The sequence below is a fragment of the Rhizobium sp. BR 250 genome (genome assembly GCF_047445855.1).
Taxonomy (GTDB): Bacteria; Pseudomonadota; Alphaproteobacteria; order Rhizobiales; family Rhizobiaceae; genus Agrobacterium; species Agrobacterium tumefaciens_I.
Genome location: NZ_JARWKW010000002.1, coordinates 123387 through 149052 on the forward strand (window position 1 = coordinate 123387; position 25666 = coordinate 149052).

Consider the following 25666-nt stretch of genomic DNA (forward strand, 5'->3'; position numbering starts at 1 on the left):
TTCGCCTTACGCGAACTGGCTGAGGCCCGGCACCGAAGCGATCACCTGGTCGACGACCTCATCGCCGGCATGCTGGCGGGCAACAGCGATGGTTTCCTTGGCAAGCGTGGAAATCTCGCTCATGCCGAGGCCCTGGCTCATCAGCTGCTGGCCCAGCCCCATGATACCGCCGCCACCGAGCGCGCTCATCAGGCCGCCGAGCAGACCGCCGCCATTGCCGGCGCCTTCGCCATTATACTGCGCCACCAGATCGCTGGCGCCGGGAATGGCTTCGATCATCCGGGCGATCGGGCCGTCTTCCGCCTCGCGCTGGAGAAAACCGAGAATCATGCCAATGGCCTTTTCAGCCAGTTCCGGGTCAATTCCCGCCTTTACGGCGATCTGATCCACGACTTCGTTCATTCTTGCCTCCTGTTGAAAACGACGCCAACATCGAATAACTGACGTTAACGTCAACGTAAAACAATCTCTCCCCGCATTCAAGCGGGCGGCGGGCGGGCGCGGCAACTTTCACCAGACGGTTTTTCTTCATCGCCATCAAGCAGTTGTTGCGCCTTGAAACTGTCCTTATAAGATCATCACAACCAAACTATGAAAAGGCCGCTTTCGCCGGAAACGGCAAGGCATGCCAGCCACGCTTTTAATTCGGACGTGACTTTTGTGAAATCCATCGGGATTTTGGGGGGCACGTATCAGCCGCAGGAGAAAATGGTCGATGTTGCAGGACGGACAGCTCTATATCGGGACCAGCCGCAATCCGGATGACAGCCTGAACAAGGGCGAATATCTGGAACTGAAATTCGGCAACCGCCACGGCCTCATCACCGGTGCGACGGGAACGGGCAAGACCGTTTCGCTGCAGGTTCTGGCCGAAGGTTTCTCCAAGGCCGGCGTTCCGGTTTTCTGCGCCGATATCAAGGGCGACCTTTCCGGCATCGCGGCGCAGGGCGAAGCGAAGGACTGGGTGCAGAAACGCGCCGAACAGATCGGCTTCACCGATTTTGCCTATGGCAAATCGCCGGTGATCTTCTGGGATCTCTATGGTGAAAAAGGCCATCGCGTGCGCGCCACCATCGCCGAAATGGGGCCGCTGCTGCTCGCCCGGCTGATGGACGCCTCGGAAGCGCAGGAAGGTGTGCTCAACATCGCCTTCAAGATCGCCGATCAGGGCGGCCTGCCGCTGCTCGATCTCAAAGACCTGCAATCGCTCCTGAATTACATGGGCGAAAACGCAACCGAACTTTCCAACCAGTTCGGCCTGATTTCCAAGTCTTCGGTCGGCTCGCTGCAACGCGGGCTGCTCGTCCTCGAACAGCAGGGTGCGGCGAATTTCTTCGGCGAACCGGCGCTGAAGATCGCCGACATCATGCGCGTGGGTACGGATGGGCTTGGCACGATTTCGGTTCTCGCCGCCGACAAGCTGATGATGAACCCGCGCCTTTACGCCACCTTCCTGCTCTGGATGCTTTCGGAACTCTTCGAGGAACTTCCGGAAGTGGGCGACCCGGAAAAGCCGCGTCTGGTATTCTTTTTCGATGAGGCGCATCTGCTCTTCAACGATGCACCCCGCGTGCTGGTGGAGCGCGTGGAACAGGTCGTACGCCTTATCCGCTCCAAGGGCGTGGGCGTCTATTTCGTGACGCAGAACCCGCTCGACGTGCCGGAAACCGTTCTCGCCCAGCTCGGTAACCGCGTGCAGCACGCACTGCGCGCCTATACGCCGCGCGAACAGAAGGCGGTGCGCACGGCGGCCGATACGTTCCGCCAGAACCCGGCCTTCAACACGGCCGACACCATCACCACGCTCGGCACCGGCGAGGCGCTGATTTCCACCCTGCATGACAAAGGTGCGCCTTCCATCGTCGAGCGCACCCTCGTCAGGCCGCCCTCCGGCCGCGTCGGGCCGCTGACGGATGCGGAGCGCAAGTCCCTGATCGATCTAAGCCCCGTCGCCGGGCAATATGACCAGGATATCGACCGGGAATCGGCCTTCGAAATCCTCGCCGCCCGCGCCCAGAAGGTCGCCGAAGCGGAAGCCGCCAAGCGTGCGGAAGAGGAAAACGCATCCAGCCAGTCCGAAAGCGCTTCCGGCCGCTGGCGCCTGCCCGGTTTCGGCGACGAGGAACCCGCGCAGACCTCCAACGGCTCCCGCAACGGCGGCGCGCGCAAGACGAGCGGCTACCAGCGCGAAACGGTGATCGAAGCGGCGATGAAAAGTGCGGCCCGCTCGGTCGCAACCTCGGTGGGACGCGCCCTCGTTCGCGGGATTTTGGGAAGTCTGAAGCGGTAAAAACATACGCCGCCCGCTCTTAATGGAGCAGGCGGCGTTTTATTGGCGTGACGGCTACTTCTGGCGATAGAAGATCATGCCGCCGTGATAGAGTACATCGTCCACGAATTCGCCGTCGGCCGTAAAACCGGTATCGTCCCAATAGTTGATGTGGTTTCCCCTCACCTCGTATCGTCCCTGATAGGCGCTTTTGCGTTTGCCCCGCGCCTCGTCATAACGGCCGTTCGGCAGAAGCTCCTGACGGACATGGCCATCGCCGGTGACCCACATGCCGACATATGGATGGTTCTGGGTTTGAGCCGTTTCGGTCATCTTCACATCCATGGTGTTATTTGTTTTGCGGGAATCCGTCTCGGCAGAAGCCGTTGCAAGCAGAACCGCAACTGACGTCGAAACAATATTCATTGCCAAATCCTCCTCATGCCGCGGTGGGGCGGACGACGATTTCGTTGACATCGACATCATCGGGCTGCTCGATGGCGTAACGCACCGCACGGCCGATAGCGTCGGGCTTCAGGGCGATGGCCCGGTAGCTCTGCATCAGTTCGGCGGCGGCCGGATCGGTGATGGTGTGGGCAAGTTCGCTTTCCACCACGCCGGGGTGAATGCAGGTGACGCGCAGATCGCGGTTTTCCTGCCGCAAGCCATCCGAAATGGCACGCACCGCAAATTTCGTTGCGCAATAGACGGCAGCGGTGGGCGAAACCGCCAGCGCGCCGATGGAGGCGATGTTGATGATATGGCCGGAGGCGCGTGCGGTCATTTCCGGCAGAACGGCGGCGACGACATAAAGCACACCCTTGATGTTGACGTCGATCATGCGATCCCATTCATCGACCTTGAGCGACGACATCAGCGATAGTGGCATGATGCCGGCATTGTTGACGATGACGTCGATCCGCCCGAAGGCCTTGCGCCCCGCCTCGGCAAAGGCCTCGACGCTCTGCCTCTCCGCTACATCAAGCGGATGGATGGCGACCTCGGCACCCTTCTGGCGCAATTCTTCCGCCAGGGCCTGCAAACGGTCCATGCGGCGAGCGCCCAGCACCAGCTTCGCCCCGGCGGCCGCAAGTTCCCTTGCGATACCCTCACCGATCCCGCTCGATGCACCTGTGATGAGAACGACTTTGTTCAATGTCATGGCTTTCTCCTTGATGTGACGGCCGGCTTTTTCCGGAAGTGGCCGTTGCGGACAAGATAAAGCTTGGGCATTGTCGTGATAACCGTCTCAATCCTAACCTCAATGGGTAGACTTTCTAACCAATGAATATCGATCTCAACGCGCTTTCAACATTCTGCATGGTTGCCGAGGAGCGTAACTTCCGGGCCGTTGCGGACAGGCTCGGCGTCACGCGGTCCGCCGTCAGCCAGACCATCCGCAAGCTTGAAGAGACAATGGGAATAGCGCTGGTGCGGCGCACGACACGCAGCGTCAGCCTGACGGAAGCGGGGCAGCAGCTTTATGCGGATGTTTCACCATCGATCGGCAACCTGATGCAGGCCGCAACGGCCGCCTCTTCATTAAGCGGCACCGTGCGCGGGCAGCTCAGGCTTGCCGTTTCTTCCATAGCGGAGCGCTTCCTGTCGGGGCCATTGCTGGCAGGCTTTGCCGAAATGCATCCCGGGGTGCAGCTCGATATCGTCGTGACGGACGAGGAATTTGATATCGTCGCCGAACATTACGATGCCGGCGTGCGGCTGGGAGAGCTGATCGCGCAGGATATGATTGCCGTTCCGGTTTCGGCTCCACAACGGCAGCTCGCCGTCTGTTCCCCTGACTATCGTGACCGCTTCGCCGTGCCGAAGCAGCCTCGCGAATTGATCGATCACAGATGCATCGGCTGGCGGTCCCGTCCGGGTGTGGCACCATATCGGTGGGAATTTGCCGAAAACGGCCGCGAATTTGCGGTGGCGGTGGAGCCGTCCTTCACCACCAATGACATGCAGCTGATGATAAAGCTGGCCTGCGCCGGCGCCGGCATCACCTTCGGCATGGAGGAGACATTCCGCCCCTATCTGGCGAGCGGGCAACTAGTTTCCATGCTGGAGGACTATTCCCCGACATTTGCGGGGTTTTATCTCTATTATCCCAGCCGCCGTCATCTTGCCCCGAAACTGCGGGCCTTCATCGATCACGTCCGGCTGTCGAGAGAACGGTGATCTGCCGGAGCGAACCCCGGCAGATCGTCAGAAAACACGGCTATTTCTTCTGCGAAACCAGAGAGAAATAAGCACCCTGCGGGTCGATGCAGTTGACGATCCAGCTTTCGCCGGGCACCTCCATCGGGCCGTTGACGACCTTGCCGCCACCAGCGCTGACACGGGTGATCGCGTCGTCGATGCCGTCGACATTGAAATAATAACCCCAATGGCAGACGGGGACCTGCGGCATGCGCTTCATCATGCCGCCGACGGCTTTGCCCTTATAGGCGAAGATGCGGTACGGGCCCATTTCCCCCATGTCGAAATCATGGTCCTTGGTCCAGCCGAAAACATCGCCGTAAAAGGCCATGGCCTCATCGACATTGTCGGTGAAGAGCTCATGCCAGCCGACATGGCCCTGCTTTTCCTGCATATCCTCGGGGAAACCGCCGGTTTCCATCGGCTGCGGCGTCATGATGCAGAGTACAGCACCAAAGGGATCGGCGACCACGGCAAAACGGCCGATTTCGGGAATATCCTGTGGCGGGCGTCTGATCGCGCCGCCCTTCGCCGCGAATTGTTTCGCCGTGGCGTCGACATCATCGACATCGACATAGGCCGTCCAGTTCGGGGGAATGCCCTGGCCCTTGTGTTCGTCCGTCAGTTCCATGACGCCGCCCATGCCTTTGCCGTCGGCCTCCAGCACCAGATAGGGCATTTCCGGTGAGCCGAAATCCTTGGTCTGCCAGCCGACGACATGACCATAAAAGCGGGCCGCCGCCTCCATGTCGGGCGTCATCAGTTCGACCCAGATGAATTTTCCGTGTGTATCGGACATTGTCGTCTCCTCTGGAGATTGAGTGCATAGGATTTGTTGGGTGTCCGCCGCAGCGTGCGGCGGCGCTTGTCGTGCAGGCAGAACCCGGCGCAGCTTATGCCTTGCGCCGAAACTCCGATGTCATGAAGGTCTTGAAGGTGCCGTCCGGCTGTTTGACGCTGCCGGAAAAGCTGCGGTGATTGTCGTCATGCAGCACCAGCACGTCGTGATAGGTGGCGGTGTCTCCGGAACCGTCAAAGGCCGGACCTTCCGCTTCGAGCGTCAGCGTCTTGCCGTCCTCTTCCAGCCAGCCCTTGTAGACCCAGAGATTGGTCATCATCGAGCCCACCCAGGTGCCGACGAAATTGCCCTTGGCCGGGTCGAAACCAACCGTGATCACGGCCGTCATGCGGTCGCCGTCGGGCATTCCGCCACTGCCTTCACCGATGACCCACAAGCCGCCGATGGAGCGGACGGTCTCGGTGAAACGCTGGTTGGGATCATCGGGGTTGTATCCGTCATGGCCGGCGACCATGATCCAGTCGCCGACGAGCCTCGACAGGAATTCGTGTTCCTTCTGCGGCTTCACACTTGGCATTTCCATTGTCGTCTCCTCCTCGTCTCTCTTTTCAGTGGCAGCAGGCTGCGGCCTTCGGCGCGTCCTCATACTGGTCGTGGCGGCGCACCCAATCCATTACCTCTTCTTCATTACGGCCTTTTGGCACCAGATCGAGCAGCATCAGCGTGCCGAGCGTCTGTTCCGCGCCGCGGGCGTAAGTGGAATAGGTATGGTAGATCTTGCCGTCATCGCCCTTGGCGAAAACGCTGATGCCGTGCAGGTCCTTCAGGTCGCCATAGGGCGCCATGTCACGGTAATTATAGGTGATTTCGCCTTTGGCCATGTCCTCGTCGCGAAACGAGGCCTGGTAATCATAGTTGAAATCAGTGCCCTCGACTGAAACCCACGGGAATTTCCAGCCCATGCGTTTTTTGTAGCTTTCGATCTTTTCAAGCGGCGCGCGCGAAACCGCGACGAAACCCGCATCGCCATGCTTGAGGTGGATCAGCGCGCCATCGACATGATCGGCAAAGAAGGAGCAACCGACGCAGCCCTCCTCCCAGTCCGGCGCCAGCATGAAATGATAGACGATGAGCTGGCTGCAATCACCGAACAGCTCCTTTAGCGATCTGGGGCCGGAAGGTGCGTCGAAGATATAATCCTTCGTCACCTCTTCCCAGGGCAGCGCGCGCCGCGCCTCGTTCAGCCTGTCCCGGGCGCGGGTCAGTTCCTTTTCCTTCACCAGCAGATCGCGGCGGGCCGCAAGCCACTCGTCTTTCGAAACGACGGGATGAGACATGATCTTTCCTCCTTGGATCCGTCTTTCACCACGGCACCGCTCCGCTCCACCGGTGGGCACCGCTTATTTCTGTGTTGAAAGGCAATAAACAGTCTGCGGGGCATCAAGTTCCGCTTGACTAATTAGGTTGATATCAACATATTTATCCCATGTCAAACACCGGTGTGATTCCTTTTTCGACAACTCTTTTCGTGCGGGACGCCTGTCTCTGCCTGCATGCGCAGCGTGCGGCGCGGGCTTTGGCGCGACTGTTCGACAATGCGCTGAAACCCATCGGCATCAACAATGGCCAGTTTTCGCTGCTGATGTCGCTCAACCGGCCGGAGCCGCCGCCGATGGGGCCGGTCGCACATCTTCTGGCCATGGACCGCACGACGCTGACGGCGGCGCTGAAGCCGCTGGAGCGGCGCGGGCTGGTCAGCATTGAGCAGGACCCGAAAGACAAACGCGGCAAGCGGTTGCGGCTGACGGCGGACGGCATGGCCGTTCTCGCTGCGGCCTTCCCCATCTGGCAGGACACTCACGCCGAAGTCGAAGCGCGTATCGGCAGCGGCGACCCCGACCGGCTGCGCCGCGACCTTATCGACCTCGGCTGACCGGATTGACGGCATGGTGCCACTTTTGTCGGCAACAATGTCATCCGGCCGTCGTGCCCGGGAGCGAAACTACCAAGAAAGCGCAAATCAAGGAGGAATGATCATGCGTGCAATCGTTTTTGTAAAAGCCACCAAGAGCAGCGAAGAAGGCGTCATGCCCACCACCGAACTCATGGAGGCAATGGGAAAATTCAATGAGGAACTGGTCAATGCCGGCATCATGCAATCCGGTGACGGCCTGCACCCCTCCTCCAAAGGCAAGAGGGTTGTTTTCGACGGCGACAGCCGCACCGTCATCGACGGCCCTTTCCCGCACACCAACGAACTGGTCGCCGGCTTCTGGATCTGGAACGTGAAGGACATGGACGAGGCGGTGCAATGGGTGAAACGCTGCCCGAACCCGATGCTGGAAAAGAGCGAGATCGAAATCCGCCCGATGTTCGAGATGGAAGATTTCGGCGAGGCGGTGACACCGGAAATCGCCGCGCATGTGGAAGAGCTGCGCGCGCGTGTCGCCAAACAATAGGCCCTTCCGGCTGAGAGCAAAACCCGAATGAACCGATGAGGTGCGGCCTTCATCGCCTCCCCCGCCCTGGGGAAGGCACTTGCCGCACCGCCCCCTCCCGCATCTTCCGGCTTTTATCCCGCGTCAAAATGGTTGTCACGAACAGCCGTGGCTGGTAATGGTCGAGCAGTTCAACCCGTTTCAAGAAAGGAGGCTTCGCATGGATATTTCCTGCTTCTGGCGCAATCGTCAGCTCTGCCACCTTTTTGCCCTGCGGACACGTTTGCAGGGCTGACCGGAACACGAACACTCTGGTTTGCCTAAAAGGCCGCGCAGAATGCAGCTTGTCTGCCGTTGCGCATGTTTTCACGACGGATCACCACGAACCGAAACCCGGTACTGCCTGCGGCAGACCACGGTTCTTGACGGGTCCGTCCTGCCAGAGACGACTTCATGACCATCATCACGCTTCGAAACCTCGGAATCATTCTGGGTAAGCCGCTTTTCTCCAATCTCAGCCTCACCGTGAATGCGGGAGACCGCATCGGCATCGTTGCCGCCAATGGCTGCGGCAAATCCACCCTGCTCAACTGCCTTGCGGGAGACATGGAGCCCACCAGCGGCGACATGACCCGGCTGCGCGGGCTGACGCAGTCGATCGTCCACCAGAATCTGCCCTCCGCGCTGATGGACCACACGATGCGGGATGCCGTGCTTTCCGCCCTGCCGGCGGACACGATCGACAGCGAAAGCTGGCGCGCCGACATCATCTTCGACGCCATGCTGGTGCCCGAACCGTTCCGCGAGCGCCGCTTGAAAGAATTGAGCGGCGGCTGGCAGAGGCTTGCCATGCTGGCCAAGGCCTGGATCACCGAACCTGACGTGCTGCTGCTCGACGAGCCGACCAACCATCTCGACCTCGAAAAGATCAACGTGCTGGAAAGCTGGCTCGGTGAATTGCCGCGCGATACCGCCGTCATCATCGTCAGCCATGACCGCGCCTTTCTCGACAACGTCACACGGACGACGCTATTTCTGCGGCCGGAAAACTCGGCGCTGTTCCGCCTGCCCTATGGCCATGCGCGCGCAGCCTTGGAGGAGGAGGATGCCGCCGATGAGCGACGTTTCCAGCGCGACATGAAAACCGCGCAGCAATTGCGCCGGCAGGCGGCCAAGCTCAACAATATCGGCATCAATTCCGGCAGCGATCTCCTGACCATCAAGACCAAGCAATTGCGTGAGCGTGCAGAAAAAATCGAGGATAAAGCGCGGCCCGCCCATATCGAGCGATCCGCCGGCAAGATCCAGCTCGCCAATCGCGGCACCCATGCCAAGGTTCTCATCACGCTGGAGGACGTGCCGGTCTCGACGCCGGATGGAACAGTGCTGTTTCGCACCGGCCGGCAATTTATCCGCCAGGGCGACCGCATCGTCATTCTCGGCCGCAATGGCGTCGGCAAGACGCGGCTGATGTCGCTGCTGCAGGCAGCGGTGACGGGTGCCGGCCAGATACAGGACGGCATAAAGGCCACGCCGTCGCTGGTGGCCGGATATGTCGATCAGTCGCTGGCCGCAATCGACGACGACAGCACGCCGGCGGCGCTGCTGTCCCGCCGTTTCGACATTGGCGACCAGCGCATCCACGGCCTGCTCGCCGGCGCCGGCATCGACATGGAAATGCAGAAACGCCGCATCGCGAGGTTGTCCGGCGGACAGAAGGCGCGGCTTGCCATGCTGGCACTGCGGCTGGCGGAGCCGAATTTCTACCTGCTGGACGAACCCACCAACCATCTTGATATAGATGGCCAGGAAACGCTGGAGGCGGAAATCATCAGCCGTGAAGCCAGCTGCGTGCTTGTCTCGCACGACCGGAGTTTCGTGCGGACGGTCGGAACCCGCTTCTGGCTGATCGAAAAGCGCAAGCTTGTGGAAGTCGATGATCCCGAGGCGTTTTTCGCCTCGGCATGAAACTGCCGATAATAACGCCTTGTCAGCCCAGCAGGCTGGCGAGGCGTGGATCGCCGGCGAAATCCGAGACCGCAAAACCCGTTCTGCGCATCGGAAATTCGCACAATGCCTGCACACCCGTCTTCGACAGGCGGATGCGCCAGCTCATGCGTTCCACCGGTGCTTTTTCGGCAAAGGCTTTGGGAGAGAGGATCGCGATATTGAGGCCAGCGGCGGGATCGCGCACCGAACGGTAGAGGATCGCCTCCACCTTGGCCAGTCGCGCCTGCTCGGCCAGCGCCTGGCATGGCTCGTAATTCGTAAGATCGGTCCAGAGCGCTTCGTCGCGGTTCAGTTCCGGTTGCGTCAGATCAAGCGCCGCATCGGTGGCGATACGGGCGGCAAAGGCGGAATAATCGGCGGGATTGGCCGGCAGCGGCGTACCGGGGGATTCGGCATAAAACAGCAGCCGGTAAAAGGCCATTTCGGCGAGCGCCGTTTCCACCTTCGCGGCGGCGTAATAAACGCCTTCGGTATAACCCGCGCGGCGGAAGCGCGAGCCATGTGGATAAGCGGCGCCATATCGGAAAGGCGTGGCGAGAAGATAATCGAAACCGGCGCATTCCGGCGGAAACGGCCGTTTGCTCGTCTCCAGAATGTCTTCCAGCAGGGATTGCTCCTCCACCGTATCCACCAGCTTCATGGTGGAAACCTGATGCTGCGCTTCCACCAGCCGCCAGTATTTTCCCGATGCGGCGCGTTTTTCAGACAGGAGCGCGTCGGGCGTCCAGATAGGAGAGGACATCGATCAATCCGGTAATGGTGGTGAGCCTTTCGGCAGGCACGGCATCCAGCGCCGTATTGTGATTGCGCAGCCAGTTTTTGGCCACCGCCTCGTCGCCGCCGGTAATGGCATCCAGCGAGCGGAAAACCCGGATCAGCAACACCGCAAGCTCGAAGGACTTGGCGCCCGGCTCCAGGAGGAAATCGAGCCGCTTCATGCGCGAGACCGTTGGCGCGGAGACACCCAGAATATCGGCCGTGCGGGCAGCGTTCAGGCCCAGCCGCTCGGCGGCGGCGATGACGGCCTTGGTGACGACCCTGCCCTGCGATGCGGGATCCATGGCGGTCTTGGCGTGAATATTCATGGCTCCTATCCTTTCCTTGGAAAGAATATAGCATATTTCTTTCTGTAAACAAGAAGGCCGGGATGAACCCGGCCCCAAGAGTGACAATCCAGTGCGTAGCCGCTTTATCAGGCCACCGAGACCGGCACTTCCGTGGAGGTGCGCATGGCGTGGCTATAGGGGCAGACGATGTGTGCGGCAGCAACCAGCTTTTCGGCGACTTCGCGCTCAACGCCCGGAATATTGGCCTTCAGCGAGACTTCAATGCCGAAGCCGCCGCCGTCTTCGCGCGGGCCGATGCCGACGGTTGCCGTCACAGTGGTGTCTTCAGGAATCTTTACCTTTTCCTTGCCGGCGACAAATTTCAGCGCGCCGAGGAAGCAGGCGGAATAACCGGCCGCGAAAAGCTGTTCCGGATTGGTGCCACGGGCGCCATCGCCGCCCAGTTCCTTCGGAACGGTGAGCGTTACGTCGAGAACGCCGTCTTCCGACTTGGCGTTGCCAGCGCGGCCACCGGTGGCGGATGCTTTGGTCGTGTAGAGAATGGGCATGGCATTTACTCCTTCGGGTTGGTGTTGACGTTCTTATAGCGAACAATTCAATTGTGCGCAATATAATTTTGTACGTTGAATGCGAAATTGTTTTTTGCGATAATTTTCACGAAATTTCGCCGCGCATCCATGCGGCAGGAACCGAAAGCGGGGGCTGATTGTTCCCTTCCCGGTTGATTTTGGAGCAGGACAATGGGCGCAGAGGGCAACGAGAAGACAATGGAAAGCCTGTTGAGGCTGGACCAGCAGATATGTTTTGCCCTTTACGGCGCGGCGCATGCCTTTACCCGCGCCTATAAACCGCTGCTGGACCCGATCGGGCTCACCTATCCGCAATATCTCGTCATGATGGCGCTGTGGGAAAAGGAGACTTCCACCGTCAAGGCGCTCGGCGAAATGCTGGGTCTCGATTCGGGCACGCTTTCCCCTCTTCTCAAGAGGCTCGAACATGCCGGTCTGATCACCCGCAAGCGCGGCACGGTGGACGAGCGGCAGGTGCTGGTGGCGCTGACCCCAAAGGGTGCCGACCTCAAGAAAGAGGGTGTGAAGATCATGACCGCAATCGGCGGCGCCACCGGCTGCGGGCTGGAAGAACTGGCGCAGCTGCGCGATCAGGTGAATGCGCTGAAGGAAGGCCTCTCCAGGCCGTAATCCTCCGGCAAACCACAAGGGCTAGAAGCTCTCGTCCGTCATGCTCGGGCCTGTCCCGAGCATCTGCAACGCATTGATTAAATACGACGCGACTAGATCCCCGGGGCGAGCCCGAGGATGACGCCGAGTATGTGGGGCAGGCCCCATAAACGAAAGGCGGCCGGAGGCCGCCTTTTATGCGAAGAATTTTCGGCTTACTGCCACACCACCACACGCGCCTTCTGCGGCACGCGGTCGTAGAGGTCGATGACGTCCTGGTTCATCAGGCGCACGCAGCCGGAGGAGACGGCCTTGCCGATGGAGTTCCATTCCGGCGAGCCGTGCAGGCGGTAAAGCGTGTCCTTGCCGTTCTGGAAGATATAGAGCGCGCGGGCGCCGAGCGGGTTCTTCAGGCCCGGCGGCATGCCGCCGTTCTTGGAGGAATATTTGACCAGTTCCGGCTGGCGGGCGACCATTTCGTCCGGCGGGGTCCACTTCGGCCATTTCTGACGCCACTGGATGACACCCTCGCCCGACCAGGCGAAACCATCGCGGCCGATGCCGACGCCGTAACGCATGGCGCTGCCGCCCTGCTCCACGACGTAAAGGAAGCGCGAGCGCGTATCGACGACAACGGTGCCGGGGCGCTCGCCGGTCGGGTCGACAACCCGCTGGCGGTAATAACGGCGGTCGATTTTCTGGTAGGGCACAGCGGGAATGACGTAACCGCCATCTTCAACCGAACCGTACATGACGGCCAGTTCCGCATCACTGACGCCCGGCGAGAACATCTGCCGGAAATCGCTGCCGATGGCGCTTGCCTGCTGGCGGATGGCGTCTCCCGTGCCCGAGGAGGCACAGCCTGCGAGAAGCGAAGCGGAAGAGAGGCCGAGGAGGGAAAGGAAGGTGCGTCTGGAAAGATCTGTGTCGGTGCTTGTCATAAGGCCGGTTTGTCCCACATTTCGAACGGCTAGATCGCCGTTGTACGTCATTTGTTCCGTGTCATGCGTATTGCGAAAATAGTTAACCGACCGCTAAAAGCGAGTCACAAGGCGCTGGCGGAACCGCGCCCGCATCTCTTTCTTTTAGAACGTGGTCAGATAACCACAATCTGCGCGCCCTGCGGCACCCGTTCGTAGAGATCGATCACATCCTGATTGAGCATGCGCACGCAGCCGGAGGACGTCGCCTTGCCAACGGACTGCCAGTCCGGCGTGCCGTGGACGCGGTAAAGCGTGTCTTTGCCATCCTTGAAAATATAAAGCGCACGCGCCCCGAGCGGGTTGTTGAGACCCGGCGTCATGCCGCCATTGGCGGCGGAGATGGAGGCGAGTTCCGGCTGGCGCTTGACCATTTCATCGGGCGGCGTCCAGCGCGGCCATTTCGCCTTCCACTGGATCTTGCCGCGGCCCGACCAGGCATAACCATCACGCCCGAGCCCGACGCCGTAACGGATCGCCTTGCCGCCGGACTGCACGAGATAGAGAAAATGCTGCCTGGTATCGACCACGATGGTGCCCGGCGCCTCCGCCGTCTGGTAGCTGACTTCCTGCCTGAGATAACGCGGATCGATACGGCCATAGGGAATGGCCGGCAACGAGCGGTCCTCGTCGCGGATCGGGCCATACATGACCCGGTGCAGCGGGTTGGAGACAGGCAGGCCATAGGCCATCGTCTGACCCTGCGGCTGCGATGCGTTGTTAGACCCCTGCACCTGCGGGGCTTGCAGCCCCTGCCCGCGCACCGGCGGGCCGTACTCCTGATGGAAGCGCGTTCTGAACAGATCCGGCGGGCGTGTCGAAAGCTGGCCCGGCTGCGGCGGCAGTTCCGGCTGGCGATTGGAGCTGACGGAGTTAAAATTGAAGACCGGCGCCGTTTCCCTGACGAAGACATCCGGGTCCATCCGGGTCGTATCCGTCACGAAAAGGCAGCCGCTCAGGAGCGGCAGAACCGCAAGGCCCACCAGAGAGGCCGCCCGGCGACCGTTTTTCAAAAGGAGTGCTATCATCTGAACCGCTTCATGGAATCCAATCTGCCGGCATGATGAACCGCGCGGCTGGCGCGAAGCTGGCGTCGGGTTTTTCAAAAAAAATCGGAAAACCGCATTTTTCCTCTTGAAGCTCTAGTTGCTAGAGGTGCCAGATTGGCTGTCTACTGGAATTCAGGAGCGAGAACCATGAATATTTCGACACGTGGCAGTTTGAATGGGACATCGGAGGAGTTGACCTTCACGGTCGGTGGCATGGATTGCGGCAGCTGTGCGGCGAAGATCGAAACCGCGCTTTCCCGCCTGCCCGGCGTTGCAGACGTCAAGGTGTCGGTCGCTCGCGAAAGGCTGAACCTCTCCGTCGCCGAACAGAAAACCTCGGTCGAAAAGATCGAGGATACGCTGCGCAAGCTCGGCTTCAAACCCGCCCTCCTGCCGCGCGACAAAGCTCCCCAGGCCAAGGTGGAGGCCGATCACCACGATCATTCCACCTGCGGCGGCCACCACCATGACGAGGCCGAAACGGCTGCCGACAAGAACAATGCGCTGACGTTTTCGGTGGGCGGCATGGATTGCGGCAGCTGCGCGGCGAAGATCGAAACCGCGCTTTCCCGCCTGCCCGGCGTTGGCGACGTCAAGGTATCCGTGGCCCGCGAAAGGCTGAACCTCTCGTTGGCCGAAAACAAAACCCCGGTCGAAAAGATCGAAGACACGCTGCGCAAGCTCGGCTTCAAACCCGCTCTGCTGCCGCAGGAAAAGGCCACGCGCGAAAAGGCGCCGGAGCAGAATCACGAGCATGACCACGCGACATGCGGCGGCCATCACCACGATCATGACCATTCCGGGCATGATCATTCAGACCATGACCATTCAGGGCACGACCACGCGGCGCATGACCATTCGGGACACGATCACCAGTCCTGCAAGGGGCATGACCACGATCACGCCGGCCATGATCATTCAGGCCACGATCATTCCGGCCACGACCATGCGGGCCACTCACACGCTGCTACACCTGCCGCCGCAAGCCAGAGCGCCGAGATAGGCCATGCCCATGGCGCGGATGAAAAAGGCGCATGGTGGCGCACCGCAAAGGCGCGCAACACCTTCACCGGCACCATTCTGGTCGCCATTGCCTATGCGGCGGAACTGACCTTCCCGGCCTGGGGTGGTTATGCCTTCATCGTCGCCACGCTGGTCACGCTTTTCCCGATCGCGAGGAATGCCTTCAACGCCGCCCGTTTCGGCGCGGTCTTCACCATCGAGATGCTGATGACGATTGCCGCCATCGGCGCGATCATCATCGGTGAGGCGGAAGAGGCGGCCATCGTCGTGCTGCTGTTCTCCGTCGGCGAATTGCTGGAAGGTTTCGCGGCCGCCCGCGCACGCTCCGGCATCAAGACGCTCGGTTCGCTGCTGCCGAAAACGGCGCTGGTGGAGGAAAACGGCTCGCTTCGGCAGATCGCCGCCGATCAGGTGCGCATCGGCCAGGTGGTCGTGGCACGCCCCGGCGACCGCATCGCCGCCGATGGCGTCGTCATGGAAGGTCAGTCCAGCGTCGATGAATCGCCGATGACCGGTGAAAGCATTCCCGTTGCCAAGGAAAAGGGCGCTCGCGTCTTTGCCGGGTCGATCAACCATGACGGCTCGTTGCGCATCCGTGTCGACCGCGCGCCGGAAGACAACACCATTGCCCGCATCATCACGCTTGTCGAAGAAGCCCAGGATGCCCGCGCCCCGACGGAACGCTTCATCCAGAGCTTCTCGCGTTATTACATGCCGCTGATCGTGGCGATCTCGGTGCTGACGATCATCGTGCCGCCGCTCGCCGGCCTTGGGGACTGGGATACCTGGATTTATCGCGGTCTCGCCCTGCTCCTGATCGGTTGCCCCTGCGCACTGGTCATCTCGGTTCCCGCGGCCATCGCCTCCAGCCTTTCGGCTGCGGCACGCCACGGCATGCTGGTGAAGGGTGGCGCGGTCATCGAGATGCTGGCACGCACCGAAACCGTCGCCTTTGACAAGACCGGCACGCTGACACTCGGCGAACCCGTGGTGACTGACGTGGTGGCGCTTGACGGCAACGAGGCCGAGCTGATTGCGCAGGCCGCGACCATCGAACATGAATCGAGCCATCCGCTGGCACGGGCCATCGTCAACCACGCCGAAAAGCTGGGCGTGAAGCCCCTGCCCGGCTCCGAGATCAAGGCGATTTCCGGACGCGGCATGCAGGGCAATGTCGGCGGCAAGCGCCTCTTCATCGGCGCACCGCGCTTCGCCACCGAAGTCGGCAACGTTTCGAAGGACCTGTCCGATCGCATCGCCAAGCTGGAAAGCGAAGGCAAGACCGTGGCCGTTGTCATAGCCGAGGGTGCGGCAAGCGGCCTCTTCGCCATGCGCGACGAGCCGCGCAAGGATGCGGCCGAAGGCATCAAGGCGCTGAAGGATATGGGTATTTCCTCGCTGATGCTGTCGGGTGACAATGCCCGCACGGCGAAGGCAATCGGCAACAAGCTGGGTCTTGAGGCGCGCGGCGAATTGCTGCCGCAGAACAAGGTCGAGGAAATCCGCAAGCTCGCCGAAAAGAAGACCGTGGTGATGGTGGGCGACGGCATCAACGACGCGCCGGCCCTTGCGGCGGCCAGCGTCGGCGTCGCCATCGGCTCGGGCACCGACGTGGCGATGGAAGCGGCGGATGCGGCGCTGATGCGCAACAATGTCGGCGATGCCGCCCGCCTCATCGGCCTGTCGCGCGCCACCATGAGCAACATCCGCCAGAACGTGACGATCGCGCTCGGCCTGAAGGCGGTGTTCCTGGTCACGACCGTCACCGGCGTTTCCGGCCTGTGGCTCGCCGTCTTCGCCGACACGGGTGCCACGGTTCTGGTAACCGCCAATGCCATGCGGCTGCTCGGTTATTTCAAGAAGAGCGCCTGACGGTTGCCGAAAGGCATGAAAACTCCGTCACCTCGTCCCCGGTCCCACCGGGGATGAGGTCGACTACGAAACTTCTTAAATGAATTGATTGAAAAAGCGGATGCTTTCCGCCACCGCGCCCGGAACAACGCCATTATGCGTGCCGGGCAGCAGTTTTTTGTCGACCTTGAACCCGGATGTCAGGGCGCGATCCACGAAAAGCTGGTGATCAGCGTCGAAAGGCCGCTCCTCCGTGCCGCGCAAAAGCAGCGCCGGACATTTGAGGCTGGGGCCGAAACAGACGGAGGAGCGCATGATGAATTCGCGCTCGTCGGTTTCGTCGAAACAGATCTCTTCGGTATAGCGATTGAAATAACGCCATGAGTTGACGCCGGCGGAGATGGGCGTGGCGGCGCGGAATTTGCGGCTCATGGCGGCCAGAAGCGTCAGGGTGCCGCCGTTGGAATGGCCGGCGATGAAGAATCGATTCCTGTCGATGCCGGGCAGGCTTTCCAGATAGGTCGCAGCCGCCAGCGCATCCGCCGTCTCATCGTAGAAACCGGAATAATTGCCGTTCTGGCCGTTCTCGCCCCGGAAGGATGGCAGGAGCACGACAAAGCCCGCTTCCCAATAGGGTTTCATCATCGCCCAATGGCCATCCCCCGTGGCATTGCCGCCGTGAAGGAAAAGCACCGCCGGTCTTGGCGTTTTGGAAGGCTGGTAGCGGGAAAGCCAGGCCACGAGCTCGATGGAGCCATCCGGCCCGCCGGGATAGGTGACACGATCCGCACCGGGCGGCGTGCCGAGCGCTGAGGATTTTTCTGGCGCGGCCATCTTGCGCAACAGATGGGTGTGAAAATGCCGCCGCGCCTCCGCATAATCCTGCCGTTCCAGCGGCAGAACCTCCGGCGCGGCAATGGAGGCTTTTGCACCCGGCGGCAGAAGCGCGGCCGCAGACAGGCCCATGGCGCCGGCCAGCAGGCTGCGCCGCGTCAGGCTCGGGGAAATCATGCCGCTCTCTTCCTGTCCGAAGGCTGAGGAAAGAAAGCGCTTTTCTACCATGGGTGCACCTGACGGGATGATTGTGGTTGCAGTTCAGCACTGCGGCGGGAGGCTGTCCAATCACGGATTCGCGAAGGACAACAATGTATTCGCAGCCTTCATGGCAATTTCTGGACGGCCACCCTACCCTTCCGCGCCGTCGATCAGCGCCACCAGCGTCGAGAGCCGGTCCGCCTCGGCCGGCAGCTTGTCGGCGCGCAACCTCGCAATGCGCGGAAACCGCATGGCGACGCCGGATTTGTGGCGGTTGGAGCGGTTGATACCTTCAAAGGCCACTTCCAGCACGAAACCGAAATCCGGCGTGGCGCGCACCGCCCGCACCGGGCCAAAACGCTCGACCGTATTGTCGCGCACGAATTTGTCCAGCACTTCGAGCTCCGCATCGGTGAAACCGAAATAGGCCTTGCCCACAGGCACGAGCTGTTCGCCATCCTCACCTTCCGCCCATACACCGAAGGTGAAATCGGAATAATAGCTCGATCTTTTGCCATGGCCGCGCTGCGCATACATCATCACCGCATCGATATTGTAGGGATCGCGTTTCCACTTGAACCACGGTCCCTTGGCGCGCCCGGCCTGATAGGTGCTGTCACGGCGCTTGATCATCACCCCCTCGATCACCGGATCGGGCGGGGCGGCGCGCAGCGCGTCGAGCTCGGCCCAGCTGGAAAAGCCGATCAGCGGCGAGAGGTCGAAGCGATCATGCGGGGCGTGCTCGATGATATCCGATAACCGGCCGCGGCGTTGCAGGTAGTTCTGCGCGCGAATGTCGCTCTCGCCATCGAACAGCAGGTCATAGGCGCGAATGAAGGCCGGATAGTCGTCCAGCATCTTTGCCGTCACCGTCTTGCGGTTCAACCGCTGCTGCAAATCCGAGAAGGTGCGGGTGAGATTGTTGGAGCGCGCAGTGCCGCCGATCAGCAATTCGCCATCCATCACGCCTTCGAAATCGATCGCTTCCAGAACATCGGGAAAGGCACCGGAAATATCGTCGCCGGAGCGGGAATAAAGTTTGCGCGTGGCGCCTGAGCGGGACAATTGCACGCGAATGCCGTCCCATTTCCACTCCGCCGCATAATCGGCGGGGTCGAGCGCATCAAGATCGCCTTCCGCCACCGGCGTCGCCAGCATCACCGAATGGAAGATGGCGGGCGTCGCCAGCACCGGTCGGTCCGACTTGCCCTCCAGCCAGGCAAAGAGAGACCGATAGGGCGGCGTCAGGCCGTGCCAGAGGGTTTCGATTTCGGTGATGTCCTTGCCGGCAAAATCCGCCAGCGCCTGCCGCGCCAGCCTTGCCGAAACGCCGATGCGCAGGCTGCCGGTGGCGAGTTTGAGGAAGGCGAAACGCGAGGACGTATCCAGCCGGTCGAGCAGATCGCGCACCGCACCGCGCACCTCGGTGCGGCCGAGCGAATTCATCAGCGTTACTACCTCGCCAAGGCGCGGATCCTGTGCCTCGGCGTCATCCGCGCCGCCGATATTGCCCCAGACCAGCGAGATGGTCTCGGCCAGATCGCCGACATAATCATAGGAATAACGGAACAGCACCTCATCCATGCGCTCCAGCACCAGCTCGCGCAACAGGGCCGGCTTGACGCTCTTCAGGTCCAGCGTGCCGGCAATCGCCGCCAGCCCATAACCCCGGTCGGGATCGGGCGTATCGCGGAAATAATCAGTCAGCAGCTTCAGCTTGCCATTGCGGGATGGGGTGAGAACGAGGCGGTCGAGAAGCGTGGCGAAGGCTTTCATCTCAATCCCCCTCATCCTCGTAACCCACGAGATGCAGCGGCTTGGCGGCAATGCCCTGCAATTCGCACCAGCGCACCAGCGCCTCTTCGCGGCCATGCGTCACCCAGACGGCCTGCGGGCCGATTTCCCTGATGGTTTCCAGGAGTTCCGGCCAGTCGCAATGGTCGGAGATCACCAGCGGCAGTTCCACGCCACCCTGCATGGCGCGCTGCCGCACCATCATCCAGCCGGAGGCAAAGGCGATCAGCGGTTCGTTGAAACGCCGCGCCCAGCGCTCCTGAAAGGCCGAAGGCGGGCCGATGACGATGGCGCCCCTGAAATCGGCAGGATCGCTTTTCTCAAGCGTCGCGGGCCTGAGATCGCCGAGATCGATACCCTGCGAAACATAATAATCGCAAAGCCGCGCCAGCGCGCCGTGGATGTAGATTGGGTCGGCATAACCATTGTCGCGCAAAAGCCGGATGACGCGCTGCGCCTTTCCGAGCGAATAGGCTCCGACCAGATGGGTGCGCTCGGGAAACTGCCGGATGGAGGTGAGCAGCTTGCCGATTTCCAAACGCGGCAGCGGATGGTGAAACACCGGCAGGCCGAAGGTGGCCTCGGTGATGAAGACATCGCAGGGCACTGTCTCGAAAGGCGTGCAGGTGGGGTCGATGCCGCGCTTGTAATCGCCGGAGGCAACAATGCGCAGGCCGTTCATTTCAACGGAAATCTGTGCGGAGCCCAGGACATGGCCGGCCGGATGGAAACCGACGGTGACGCCATTCACCACCACCGTCTCGCCGAAGGCAACCGCCTGCTCGCTGCCGCAGAAATCCTCGCCATACCGAATGCGCATGATATCGAGCGTCTGGCGCGTGGCCAGCACCGCACCATGGCCGGCGCGGGCGTGATCCGAATGGCCATGGGTGATGAGCGCCCGCGCCACGGGGCGCACGGGATCGATGTAAAAGTCACCCGCCGGGCAATAAAGGCCCTTCGGCGTGGAATTCAAAAGCTGTTCCGGCTTCATATTCATTGAGATAAGGCCGCCCGCGCGAATCGAGAGATTTTCGATGTTAACGCGGAACGGGCCTTATATTTCCAGTGAACGTGTTTTTGTTTTTTGGAGAGATTCCGTCATTCCGGCCTTGAGCCGGTATGACGGAGGAGAGGTCTCAGCGAGAAACAAAGGTGACAACGTTTGCCGCCGCGCTACTCCCCCGCCGCTTCCGCCGGCTTCGCCTCAACCGCCGCCGGCAGGCGCACCGGTTTCAGCATCAGCGCAGCAGCAAGGCCGATGGCGGCGGTTGCGGCAGCGGCGAAGAACAGCGGCGTGAAGGCATCCGAATAAAGCGAGGCGACGGCGGCCTGGGAGGCGGCGGGCAGTTCGGCGAGCATTTTCGGTGTCAGTTCCTCGATCTTGCCGACGCCGGGAATATCGACCGCGACACCTTTCAGGCTCGACGACACGATGGCGCCATAGACCGAGATGGCAATGGCAGCGCCACCCATGCGGGTCAGGGTCACCGCGCCGCTCGCCGCACCGATATCCGCCTTGGGAGCGGAATTCTGCACACCGATGATCGGCGCCTGCTGGCCGAGGCCAACGGCGAAACCCTGCGCCAGCATCAGTACCGCGATCAGCCAAAGCGGCGTTCCGGCATGCATCTGCGTGAAGGCCAGCATGGCGATGACATTGATGGTGAGGCCGGCCACCGAGAAGGGCTTGTAGACGCCGGTAATCGAGATCAGCCGTCCCGCCGAAAGCGAGCCCATGACGATGCCACCGGTGACGGCGATGAAGAACAGGCCGGCGTGGGAGGGAGAAAGCCCGGTCGTGGTCTGCAGGAACAGGGCGTAATAATTGACCATGCCGATGCCGATACCGCCGCTCGTCAGCGAGACGATCATCAACAGCGGAAAGGTGCTGTCCTTGAAGAGCCTGAGCGGCACGACCGGTTCCGGCGCGCGGCGCTCCACCTGCACCCACAGGAAGGCGGCAATGACGGCGAAGGCGATGATGCCGAGGCTGGGGCCGGCGATCAGCGAGCCGAACAATTCGCTGCTATCGGCCCAGAACACCACGCTGGCAATGGTGGCTGCGAGAAGGACTGCGCCGAGATAATCGATCTTCGGCTGACGGGCCGGCCGGCGATAGGGCAGCAACAGCGCAAGGCCGGTGATGACGATGAGCCCGAGTGGCAGGTTGATGAGAAAGATCGAGCGCCAGCCGAAGAGATCGCTCATCGTGCCGCCGAGGATGGGTCCGACGCTGCCGGATGCCATGATGGTGAGGCTGGAATAGCTCTGGTAACGGGCGCGTTCACGCGGTTCGAACAGATCCGCATTAACGGAGAAAATCGACACCATGATGCCGCCGCCGCCCAGCCCCTGCAGGACACGGGCCGCAATCAGCGAATCCATCGACCAGGCGAGACCGCAGGCGAGCGAACCGAGCGTGAAGATGACGACCGCCGCGATCATCACATATTTGCGGCCGAACAGATCACCGAGCTTGCCATAGACCGGCATGACCGCGCTGGTCGCCAGAAGATAGGCCGAGCCGATCCAGCCGAAGCGCTCCAGCGCGCCGAATTCACCGACGATGGTGGGAAGCGCTGTCGAGACGATCTGGTTGTCGAGCGTGGCCATGAACATGGCCAGCATCAGAAACAGAAAGACGATGAGCCTGCGCCGGTGATCCGACACAAGCGGCGCCACGGGGGCGGTGGACATATCCATGAAAAATCTCGTTGAGTTCCGGCGATTTTGCTGCGGCAATTTGTGTGCTATCAGCACATATATGTCAATGGCAAGTTTTTGACATCTGTGCTAATGACGCTAAATGTGATCACCGACTGACAGGAAAGGAACGGCGAAGCGTGGCGACTGAGGAAGACTGGAACGAGGATTTGCCCGACGACATCAAGCGGATCGGCAATACGATGACGCGCATGCGCATCATGATCGGCCGCCGCATCATCGGCCGCATGGCGCTTGCCAAGATCGCTCCTGGTCTTGAACTCTCCCATATCGACGTGCTCGACATTCTGCGCCGTGCGGAAGGCGATGTCACCGTTGGTGCGATTGCCGAGGGCATGCGCATCGACCCTTCGCGCGGTAGCCGGGTGGTGGCTGATATGGTGGGGCGCGGGTTGCTGAAACGTGGCGTTTCCCAGGAGGATGGCCGCCGCAGCATCGTCGAGATCACGCCGCTCGGCACCAGCCTGCTGCAGGAAATGCGCCGAACCAAGATGAGCGTCATCGAGGACGTGATGGATGGCTGGCCGGCGGAGGATGTGGAGACATTCGCCCGCCTGTTCGAACGGTTCATCGACCGTTTCGAATGCCGGCTCTCGCCGGATACGGACGTCTTCACGGATCAGAAAAAATCATGAGTGACCCGGCGATCTGCAACTTCACTTTAAAACGACGAGACCGTAACGTGCCGGCATTGAACAGGTTGAAGGGGTAATGTCGATGTTGACGATTTACGGTGTTTACCGTTCCCGCGCCACGCGCACGCTGTGGCTGGCGGGAGAACTGGGCATAGAATTCAAGCATGTGCCGGTCATCCAGGCCCGCCGCCTTGCCGACCCGCTGGCAGCCGATGCGCCGCTCAACACGCTGTCTCCCGCCTTTCTCGCCATCAACCCGATGGGCACCATTCCCTGCATCGAGGATGACGGCATGGTGCTTTACGAATCCATGGCCATCAATCTCTATCTCGCCCGCAAATATGGCGGGCCGCTCGCCCCGGTCGACCTGAAGGAAGATGCGGCGATGCTGCAATGGTCTTTCTTCGCCGCCACCGAAATCGAGACCAATTCGCTGAAGATTTCCTCCGCCATCGCCGAAGGCCTGTCGGAAAGCGATGCCGGCAAGGCGGTGATCGATGTCGCCGGGCGCCTGCTGAAGCGCCCCTTCCGGGTGCTGGAGCAGCATCTCGCTACCCATGATTATCTGGTGGGAGACCGCTTCACCGTGGCCGACCTCAATGCCGCGGAAATCGTTCGTTACGCGCAGGGTCACACGTCGCTGTTCGATGCGCATCCGGCGCTGAAAGCCTGGCTCACCCGCTGCCAGGCGCGCACGGCGTTCAAATCCATGTGGGACAGCCGGACCGCCGAGGCGGCTTGATCGTCAAGCCCCCTTTCCTTTCGTCATGCCGGACCTGATCCGGCATGACGGAAATACTGAGCCTTTCAGCCCCTCTCCCCTGCCAACGCCCGCTGCACCGCCGGGCGGTCGTTCATGCGGCGGAAATGGTCGTGCACCTTGGGAAAACGGGCAATGTCCACGCCATCGCTTTCCAGCCAGCCGGACATGACGAAGAGATATGGATCGGCCACCGAATAGGCCGTGCCCAGAACCCAGGGGCCGTGCAGCATGCCGTGCTCGATCAGTTCGAAACAATCCCCCATATTTTGCGGCACCTTGGCCTTCATATCCGCAAGCGAGCTGTCCTCATTCGCCCAGCGGCTGCCGCGACGGCCATGGGCATGGGCGACATGCACGGTGGAGGAGATGAAGGCGTTGAAGGATTGCATCAGCGCGAATTCGAAGGGATCGTCGAGTGGCGCGAGCTTCTTCTCCGGCGCCATCTGGGCGATGAAGGCCAGGATGGCGGGCGTCTCCGTCAGCACCCCACTCGCTGTGGCCAGTGCCGGCACGCGGCCTTTCGGATTGATCTTCAGGAATGCCTCGGAGCGTTGCTCGCCCTCCGCGAAATTGACGCGCTGGGCCTTGTAAGGCAGGCCGGATTCCTCAAGCACGATATGGCTGGCGCGGGAGCAGGAACCGGGGGAGAAAAACAGTGTGAACATGGATATGCAACCTCCAAAGCAATGAGGGCGCCCGCCTGTTCCTCACGCGGACGCCGGCCCTCGCTGGCGGCCTTGAGGCAGCCATGACGCGCAGGGGCAAGCCATCATCGTGCCGGCAACCGGCCGCGTCAAAGGTTATTTAAGCGCCGACGACGCGGATATCGCCGACATGGATGCCGTTCCAGTTGCGCATCTGCCGGTTGGCCATGCCGCTCAGCGCCTGCTGCTCGGCGCTGCCTTCATCGAAATACCGGGCGAGCAGTGCCGAAACCATCGCTTCTGCCGCACGCGCCGTTCCGTCTTCGCATTTCACCGCCATCGCGATGCCCTTTTCCGGCAGGGCGGCCACGAAGACGCCTTCCGCGCCGGTCTTGGCAAAAATCTTGCCCGGCGCGATCTCCATCAGCCTGGTGCAGGTGCGGCCGGTGCCCGCCACGTAAAAGGGCTCGGCCATGCAGGCCTCGATGAGACGGCGCGAAGCTGTGGCGCGGCCCGCTTCAAGGCCCCTGCCCGTCGCCATCCTGGCAAAACCATGCGCCAGCCCCTTGAGCGGCACGGCATAAGTGGGAATGGAGCAACCATCCACGCCGCAATTGTCGTGGCCGAGCGCCGCCCCCATCAGGCTTGCCATGGTGGCGCGAATCTGCCTCTGAAGGGGATGGTCGAAACCGACGTAACCCTTGGGGTCGGTGCCCGTGTGGCAGCAGGCGCAGATGAAGCCGGAATGTTTGCCGGAGCAATTATTGTGAAGCGCCGTCGGCTTTTCCAGCGTGCGGGCCTGACGAATAATGGTCTTCTGGTCGGAAGACCAATGCGCGCCGCATTCCAGCGTCTCTACATTGCGGCCGGCTTTTGCAAGCATGGCGGCGGCGAGTTCCACATGCGCGTCCTCGCCGGAATGGGAGGAGCAGGCAAGCGCCAGTTCGCGGTTGCCGAAACCATAGGCATCCGCCGCGCCACTTTCCACCAGCGGCAGTGCCTGCATGGCCTTGCAGGCGGAACGCGGGAAAACGCCGCGTTCGATATCGCCCGCCGAAAACAGCACGCCGCCATCACCATCCACCACCACCGCAAGGCCCTGATGGCGACTTTCAACGAGATTGCCACGGGTGACTTCGACGGTAACGGAATTGTTCATTTTCGCAGCCTCAAAAAATTCTGATTTTATGCCGTTGATACCG

At 61.3% G+C, this 25666-nt stretch carries 26 protein-coding genes; 9 read left to right on the plus strand and 17 right to left on the minus strand.

Features of this window, described 5'->3' with window-relative positions; genetic code table 11:
- Window positions 1-6 precede the first annotated feature (6 nt).
- Entirely contained in the window at window positions 7-402 is a 396-nt protein-coding gene (locus tag QD336_RS03635) for a hypothetical protein (RefSeq protein ID WP_269344367.1), read from the minus strand.
- A gap of 313 nt (window positions 403-715) precedes the next feature.
- Here QD336_RS03635 and QD336_RS03640 point away from each other — a divergent pair, with 313 nt between their 5' ends.
- Window positions 716-2290: a helicase HerA-like C-terminal domain-containing protein gene (locus QD336_RS03640; protein ID WP_499169413.1), complete on the plus strand. Its 1575-nt coding sequence runs from the start codon at window positions 716-718 to the stop codon at window positions 2288-2290.
- Window positions 2291-2344: 54 nt separating this feature from the next.
- On the opposite strand, the gene QD336_RS03645 is transcribed toward QD336_RS03640, so the two are convergent.
- Both QD336_RS03645 and QD336_RS03650 read right to left on the minus strand, forming a co-directional pair.
- Window positions 2345-2695, minus strand: a complete 351-nt coding sequence (locus tag QD336_RS03645) for an Atu4866 domain-containing protein (protein WP_499169414.1) — start codon at window positions 2693-2695, stop codon at window positions 2345-2347.
- A gap of 13 nt (window positions 2696-2708) precedes the next feature.
- Complete coding sequence (locus tag QD336_RS03650) at window positions 2709-3431, minus strand: SDR family oxidoreductase (protein WP_499169415.1); 723 nt, start codon at window positions 3429-3431, stop codon at window positions 2709-2711.
- A 122-nt stretch (window positions 3432-3553) separates the two neighbouring features.
- Here QD336_RS03650 and QD336_RS03655 point away from each other — a divergent pair, with 122 nt between their 5' ends.
- Window positions 3554-4450: a LysR family transcriptional regulator gene (locus QD336_RS03655; RefSeq protein ID WP_499169417.1), complete on the plus strand. Its 897-nt coding sequence runs from the start codon at window positions 3554-3556 to the stop codon at window positions 4448-4450.
- A 40-nt stretch (window positions 4451-4490) separates the two neighbouring features.
- Here the strand turns inward: QD336_RS03655 and QD336_RS03660 are convergent, their stop codons facing one another.
- The 3 genes from QD336_RS03660 to QD336_RS03670 form a co-directional block, all read right to left on the minus strand.
- Entirely contained in the window at window positions 4491-5270 is a 780-nt protein-coding gene (locus QD336_RS03660; protein ID WP_269344373.1) for a VOC family protein, read from the minus strand.
- 94 nt (window positions 5271-5364) lie between these two features.
- Complete coding sequence (locus tag QD336_RS03665) at window positions 5365-5853, minus strand: DUF1579 domain-containing protein (RefSeq protein ID WP_499169419.1); 489 nt, start codon at window positions 5851-5853, stop codon at window positions 5365-5367.
- Between the two features lie 25 nt (window positions 5854-5878).
- The gene (locus tag QD336_RS03670; RefSeq protein ID WP_269344376.1) at window positions 5879-6607 is read right to left on the minus strand and encodes a DUF899 domain-containing protein; all 729 of its coding nucleotides are present in this window, start codon (window positions 6605-6607) and stop codon (window positions 5879-5881) included.
- 149 nt (window positions 6608-6756) lie between these two features.
- Here QD336_RS03670 and QD336_RS03675 point away from each other — a divergent pair, with 149 nt between their 5' ends.
- From QD336_RS03675 to QD336_RS03685, 3 genes are all read left to right on the plus strand, one after another.
- A complete protein-coding gene (locus QD336_RS03675; RefSeq protein ID WP_499169421.1) occupies window positions 6757-7203 on the plus strand; it encodes a MarR family winged helix-turn-helix transcriptional regulator in 447 nt (148 codons plus the stop codon).
- A 103-nt stretch (window positions 7204-7306) separates the two neighbouring features.
- Entirely contained in the window at window positions 7307-7729 is a 423-nt protein-coding gene (locus QD336_RS03680; protein ID WP_269344380.1) for a YciI family protein, read from the plus strand.
- Window positions 7730-8161: 432 nt separating this feature from the next.
- Window positions 8162-9676: an ABC-F family ATP-binding cassette domain-containing protein gene (locus tag QD336_RS03685; protein WP_499169422.1), complete on the plus strand. Its 1515-nt coding sequence runs from the start codon at window positions 8162-8164 to the stop codon at window positions 9674-9676.
- Between the two features lie 22 nt (window positions 9677-9698).
- Here the strand turns inward: QD336_RS03685 and QD336_RS03690 are convergent, their stop codons facing one another.
- The 3 genes from QD336_RS03690 to QD336_RS03700 all read right to left on the minus strand — a co-directional run bounded on the left by QD336_RS03690 (window position 9699) and on the right by QD336_RS03700 (window position 11333).
- Entirely contained in the window at window positions 9699-10460 is a 762-nt protein-coding gene (locus QD336_RS03690; protein WP_167305606.1) for an RES family NAD+ phosphorylase, read from the minus strand.
- The gene (locus QD336_RS03695) at window positions 10420-10803 is read right to left on the minus strand and encodes an MbcA/ParS/Xre antitoxin family protein (RefSeq protein WP_269344386.1); all 384 of its coding nucleotides are present in this window, start codon (window positions 10801-10803) and stop codon (window positions 10420-10422) included. The genes QD336_RS03690 and QD336_RS03695 overlap by 41 nt, the downstream gene beginning before the upstream one ends.
- A 107-nt stretch (window positions 10804-10910) precedes the next feature.
- Window positions 10911-11333, minus strand: a complete 423-nt coding sequence (locus QD336_RS03700) for an organic hydroperoxide resistance protein (RefSeq protein ID WP_003509379.1) — start codon at window positions 11331-11333, stop codon at window positions 10911-10913.
- A 192-nt stretch (window positions 11334-11525) separates the two neighbouring features.
- Between QD336_RS03700 and QD336_RS03705 the strand changes: the two genes are divergently transcribed.
- Complete coding sequence (locus tag QD336_RS03705) at window positions 11526-11984, plus strand: MarR family winged helix-turn-helix transcriptional regulator (protein ID WP_499169425.1); 459 nt, start codon at window positions 11526-11528, stop codon at window positions 11982-11984.
- 194 nt (window positions 11985-12178) lie between these two features.
- On the opposite strand, the gene QD336_RS03710 is transcribed toward QD336_RS03705, so the two are convergent.
- The gene (locus QD336_RS03710) at window positions 12179-12904 is read right to left on the minus strand and encodes a L,D-transpeptidase (RefSeq protein ID WP_003509381.1); all 726 of its coding nucleotides are present in this window, start codon (window positions 12902-12904) and stop codon (window positions 12179-12181) included.
- A gap of 155 nt (window positions 12905-13059) precedes the next feature.
- Window positions 13060-13971 carry a L,D-transpeptidase gene (locus tag QD336_RS03715; protein ID WP_269344392.1) on the minus strand — a complete coding sequence of 304 codons (912 nt, stop codon included), beginning with the start codon at window positions 13969-13971 and terminating at the stop codon, window positions 13060-13062.
- 168 nt (window positions 13972-14139) lie between these two features.
- Here QD336_RS03715 and QD336_RS03720 point away from each other — a divergent pair, with 168 nt between their 5' ends.
- Window positions 14140-16887: a heavy metal translocating P-type ATPase gene (locus QD336_RS03720; RefSeq protein ID WP_499169428.1), complete on the plus strand. Its 2748-nt coding sequence runs from the start codon at window positions 14140-14142 to the stop codon at window positions 16885-16887.
- A 75-nt stretch (window positions 16888-16962) separates the two neighbouring features.
- Here QD336_RS03720 and QD336_RS03725 read toward each other — a convergent pair whose 3' ends face one another.
- The 4 genes from QD336_RS03725 to QD336_RS03740 form a co-directional block, all read right to left on the minus strand.
- Window positions 16963-17928: an alpha/beta hydrolase family protein gene (locus tag QD336_RS03725; RefSeq protein WP_499169430.1), complete on the minus strand. Its 966-nt coding sequence runs from the start codon at window positions 17926-17928 to the stop codon at window positions 16963-16965.
- 123 nt (window positions 17929-18051) lie between these two features.
- Window positions 18052-19677, minus strand: a complete 1626-nt coding sequence (locus QD336_RS03730; protein ID WP_499169431.1) for a cisplatin damage response ATP-dependent DNA ligase — start codon at window positions 19675-19677, stop codon at window positions 18052-18054.
- A gap of 1 nt (window position 19678) precedes the next feature.
- Window positions 19679-20689, minus strand: coding sequence for a ligase-associated DNA damage response exonuclease (locus QD336_RS03735; RefSeq protein ID WP_499169679.1), 1011 nt, complete (start codon window positions 20687-20689; stop codon window positions 19679-19681).
- A gap of 182 nt (window positions 20690-20871) precedes the next feature.
- Window positions 20872-22401, minus strand: a complete 1530-nt coding sequence (locus tag QD336_RS03740; protein ID WP_269344399.1) for an MDR family MFS transporter — start codon at window positions 22399-22401, stop codon at window positions 20872-20874.
- Between the two features lie 140 nt (window positions 22402-22541).
- Here QD336_RS03740 and QD336_RS03745 point away from each other — a divergent pair, with 140 nt between their 5' ends.
- Together QD336_RS03745 and QD336_RS03750 are read left to right on the plus strand one after the other, a co-directional pair.
- Complete coding sequence (locus QD336_RS03745; RefSeq protein ID WP_499169432.1) at window positions 22542-23057, plus strand: MarR family winged helix-turn-helix transcriptional regulator; 516 nt, start codon at window positions 22542-22544, stop codon at window positions 23055-23057.
- A gap of 82 nt (window positions 23058-23139) precedes the next feature.
- Window positions 23140-23799 carry a glutathione S-transferase family protein gene (locus tag QD336_RS03750; RefSeq protein ID WP_499169434.1) on the plus strand — a complete coding sequence of 220 codons (660 nt, stop codon included), beginning with the start codon at window positions 23140-23142 and terminating at the stop codon, window positions 23797-23799.
- Between the two features lie 65 nt (window positions 23800-23864).
- On the opposite strand, the gene QD336_RS03755 is transcribed toward QD336_RS03750, so the two are convergent.
- On the minus strand, window positions 23865-24485 hold the full coding sequence (locus tag QD336_RS03755) for a glutathione S-transferase family protein (protein WP_269344405.1): 621 nt from the start codon (window positions 24483-24485) through the stop codon (window positions 23865-23867).
- A 139-nt stretch (window positions 24486-24624) separates the two neighbouring features.
- Window positions 24625-25623: an asparaginase gene (locus tag QD336_RS03760; RefSeq protein ID WP_499169436.1), complete on the minus strand. Its 999-nt coding sequence runs from the start codon at window positions 25621-25623 to the stop codon at window positions 24625-24627.
- Window positions 25624-25666: the final 43 nt, after the last annotated feature.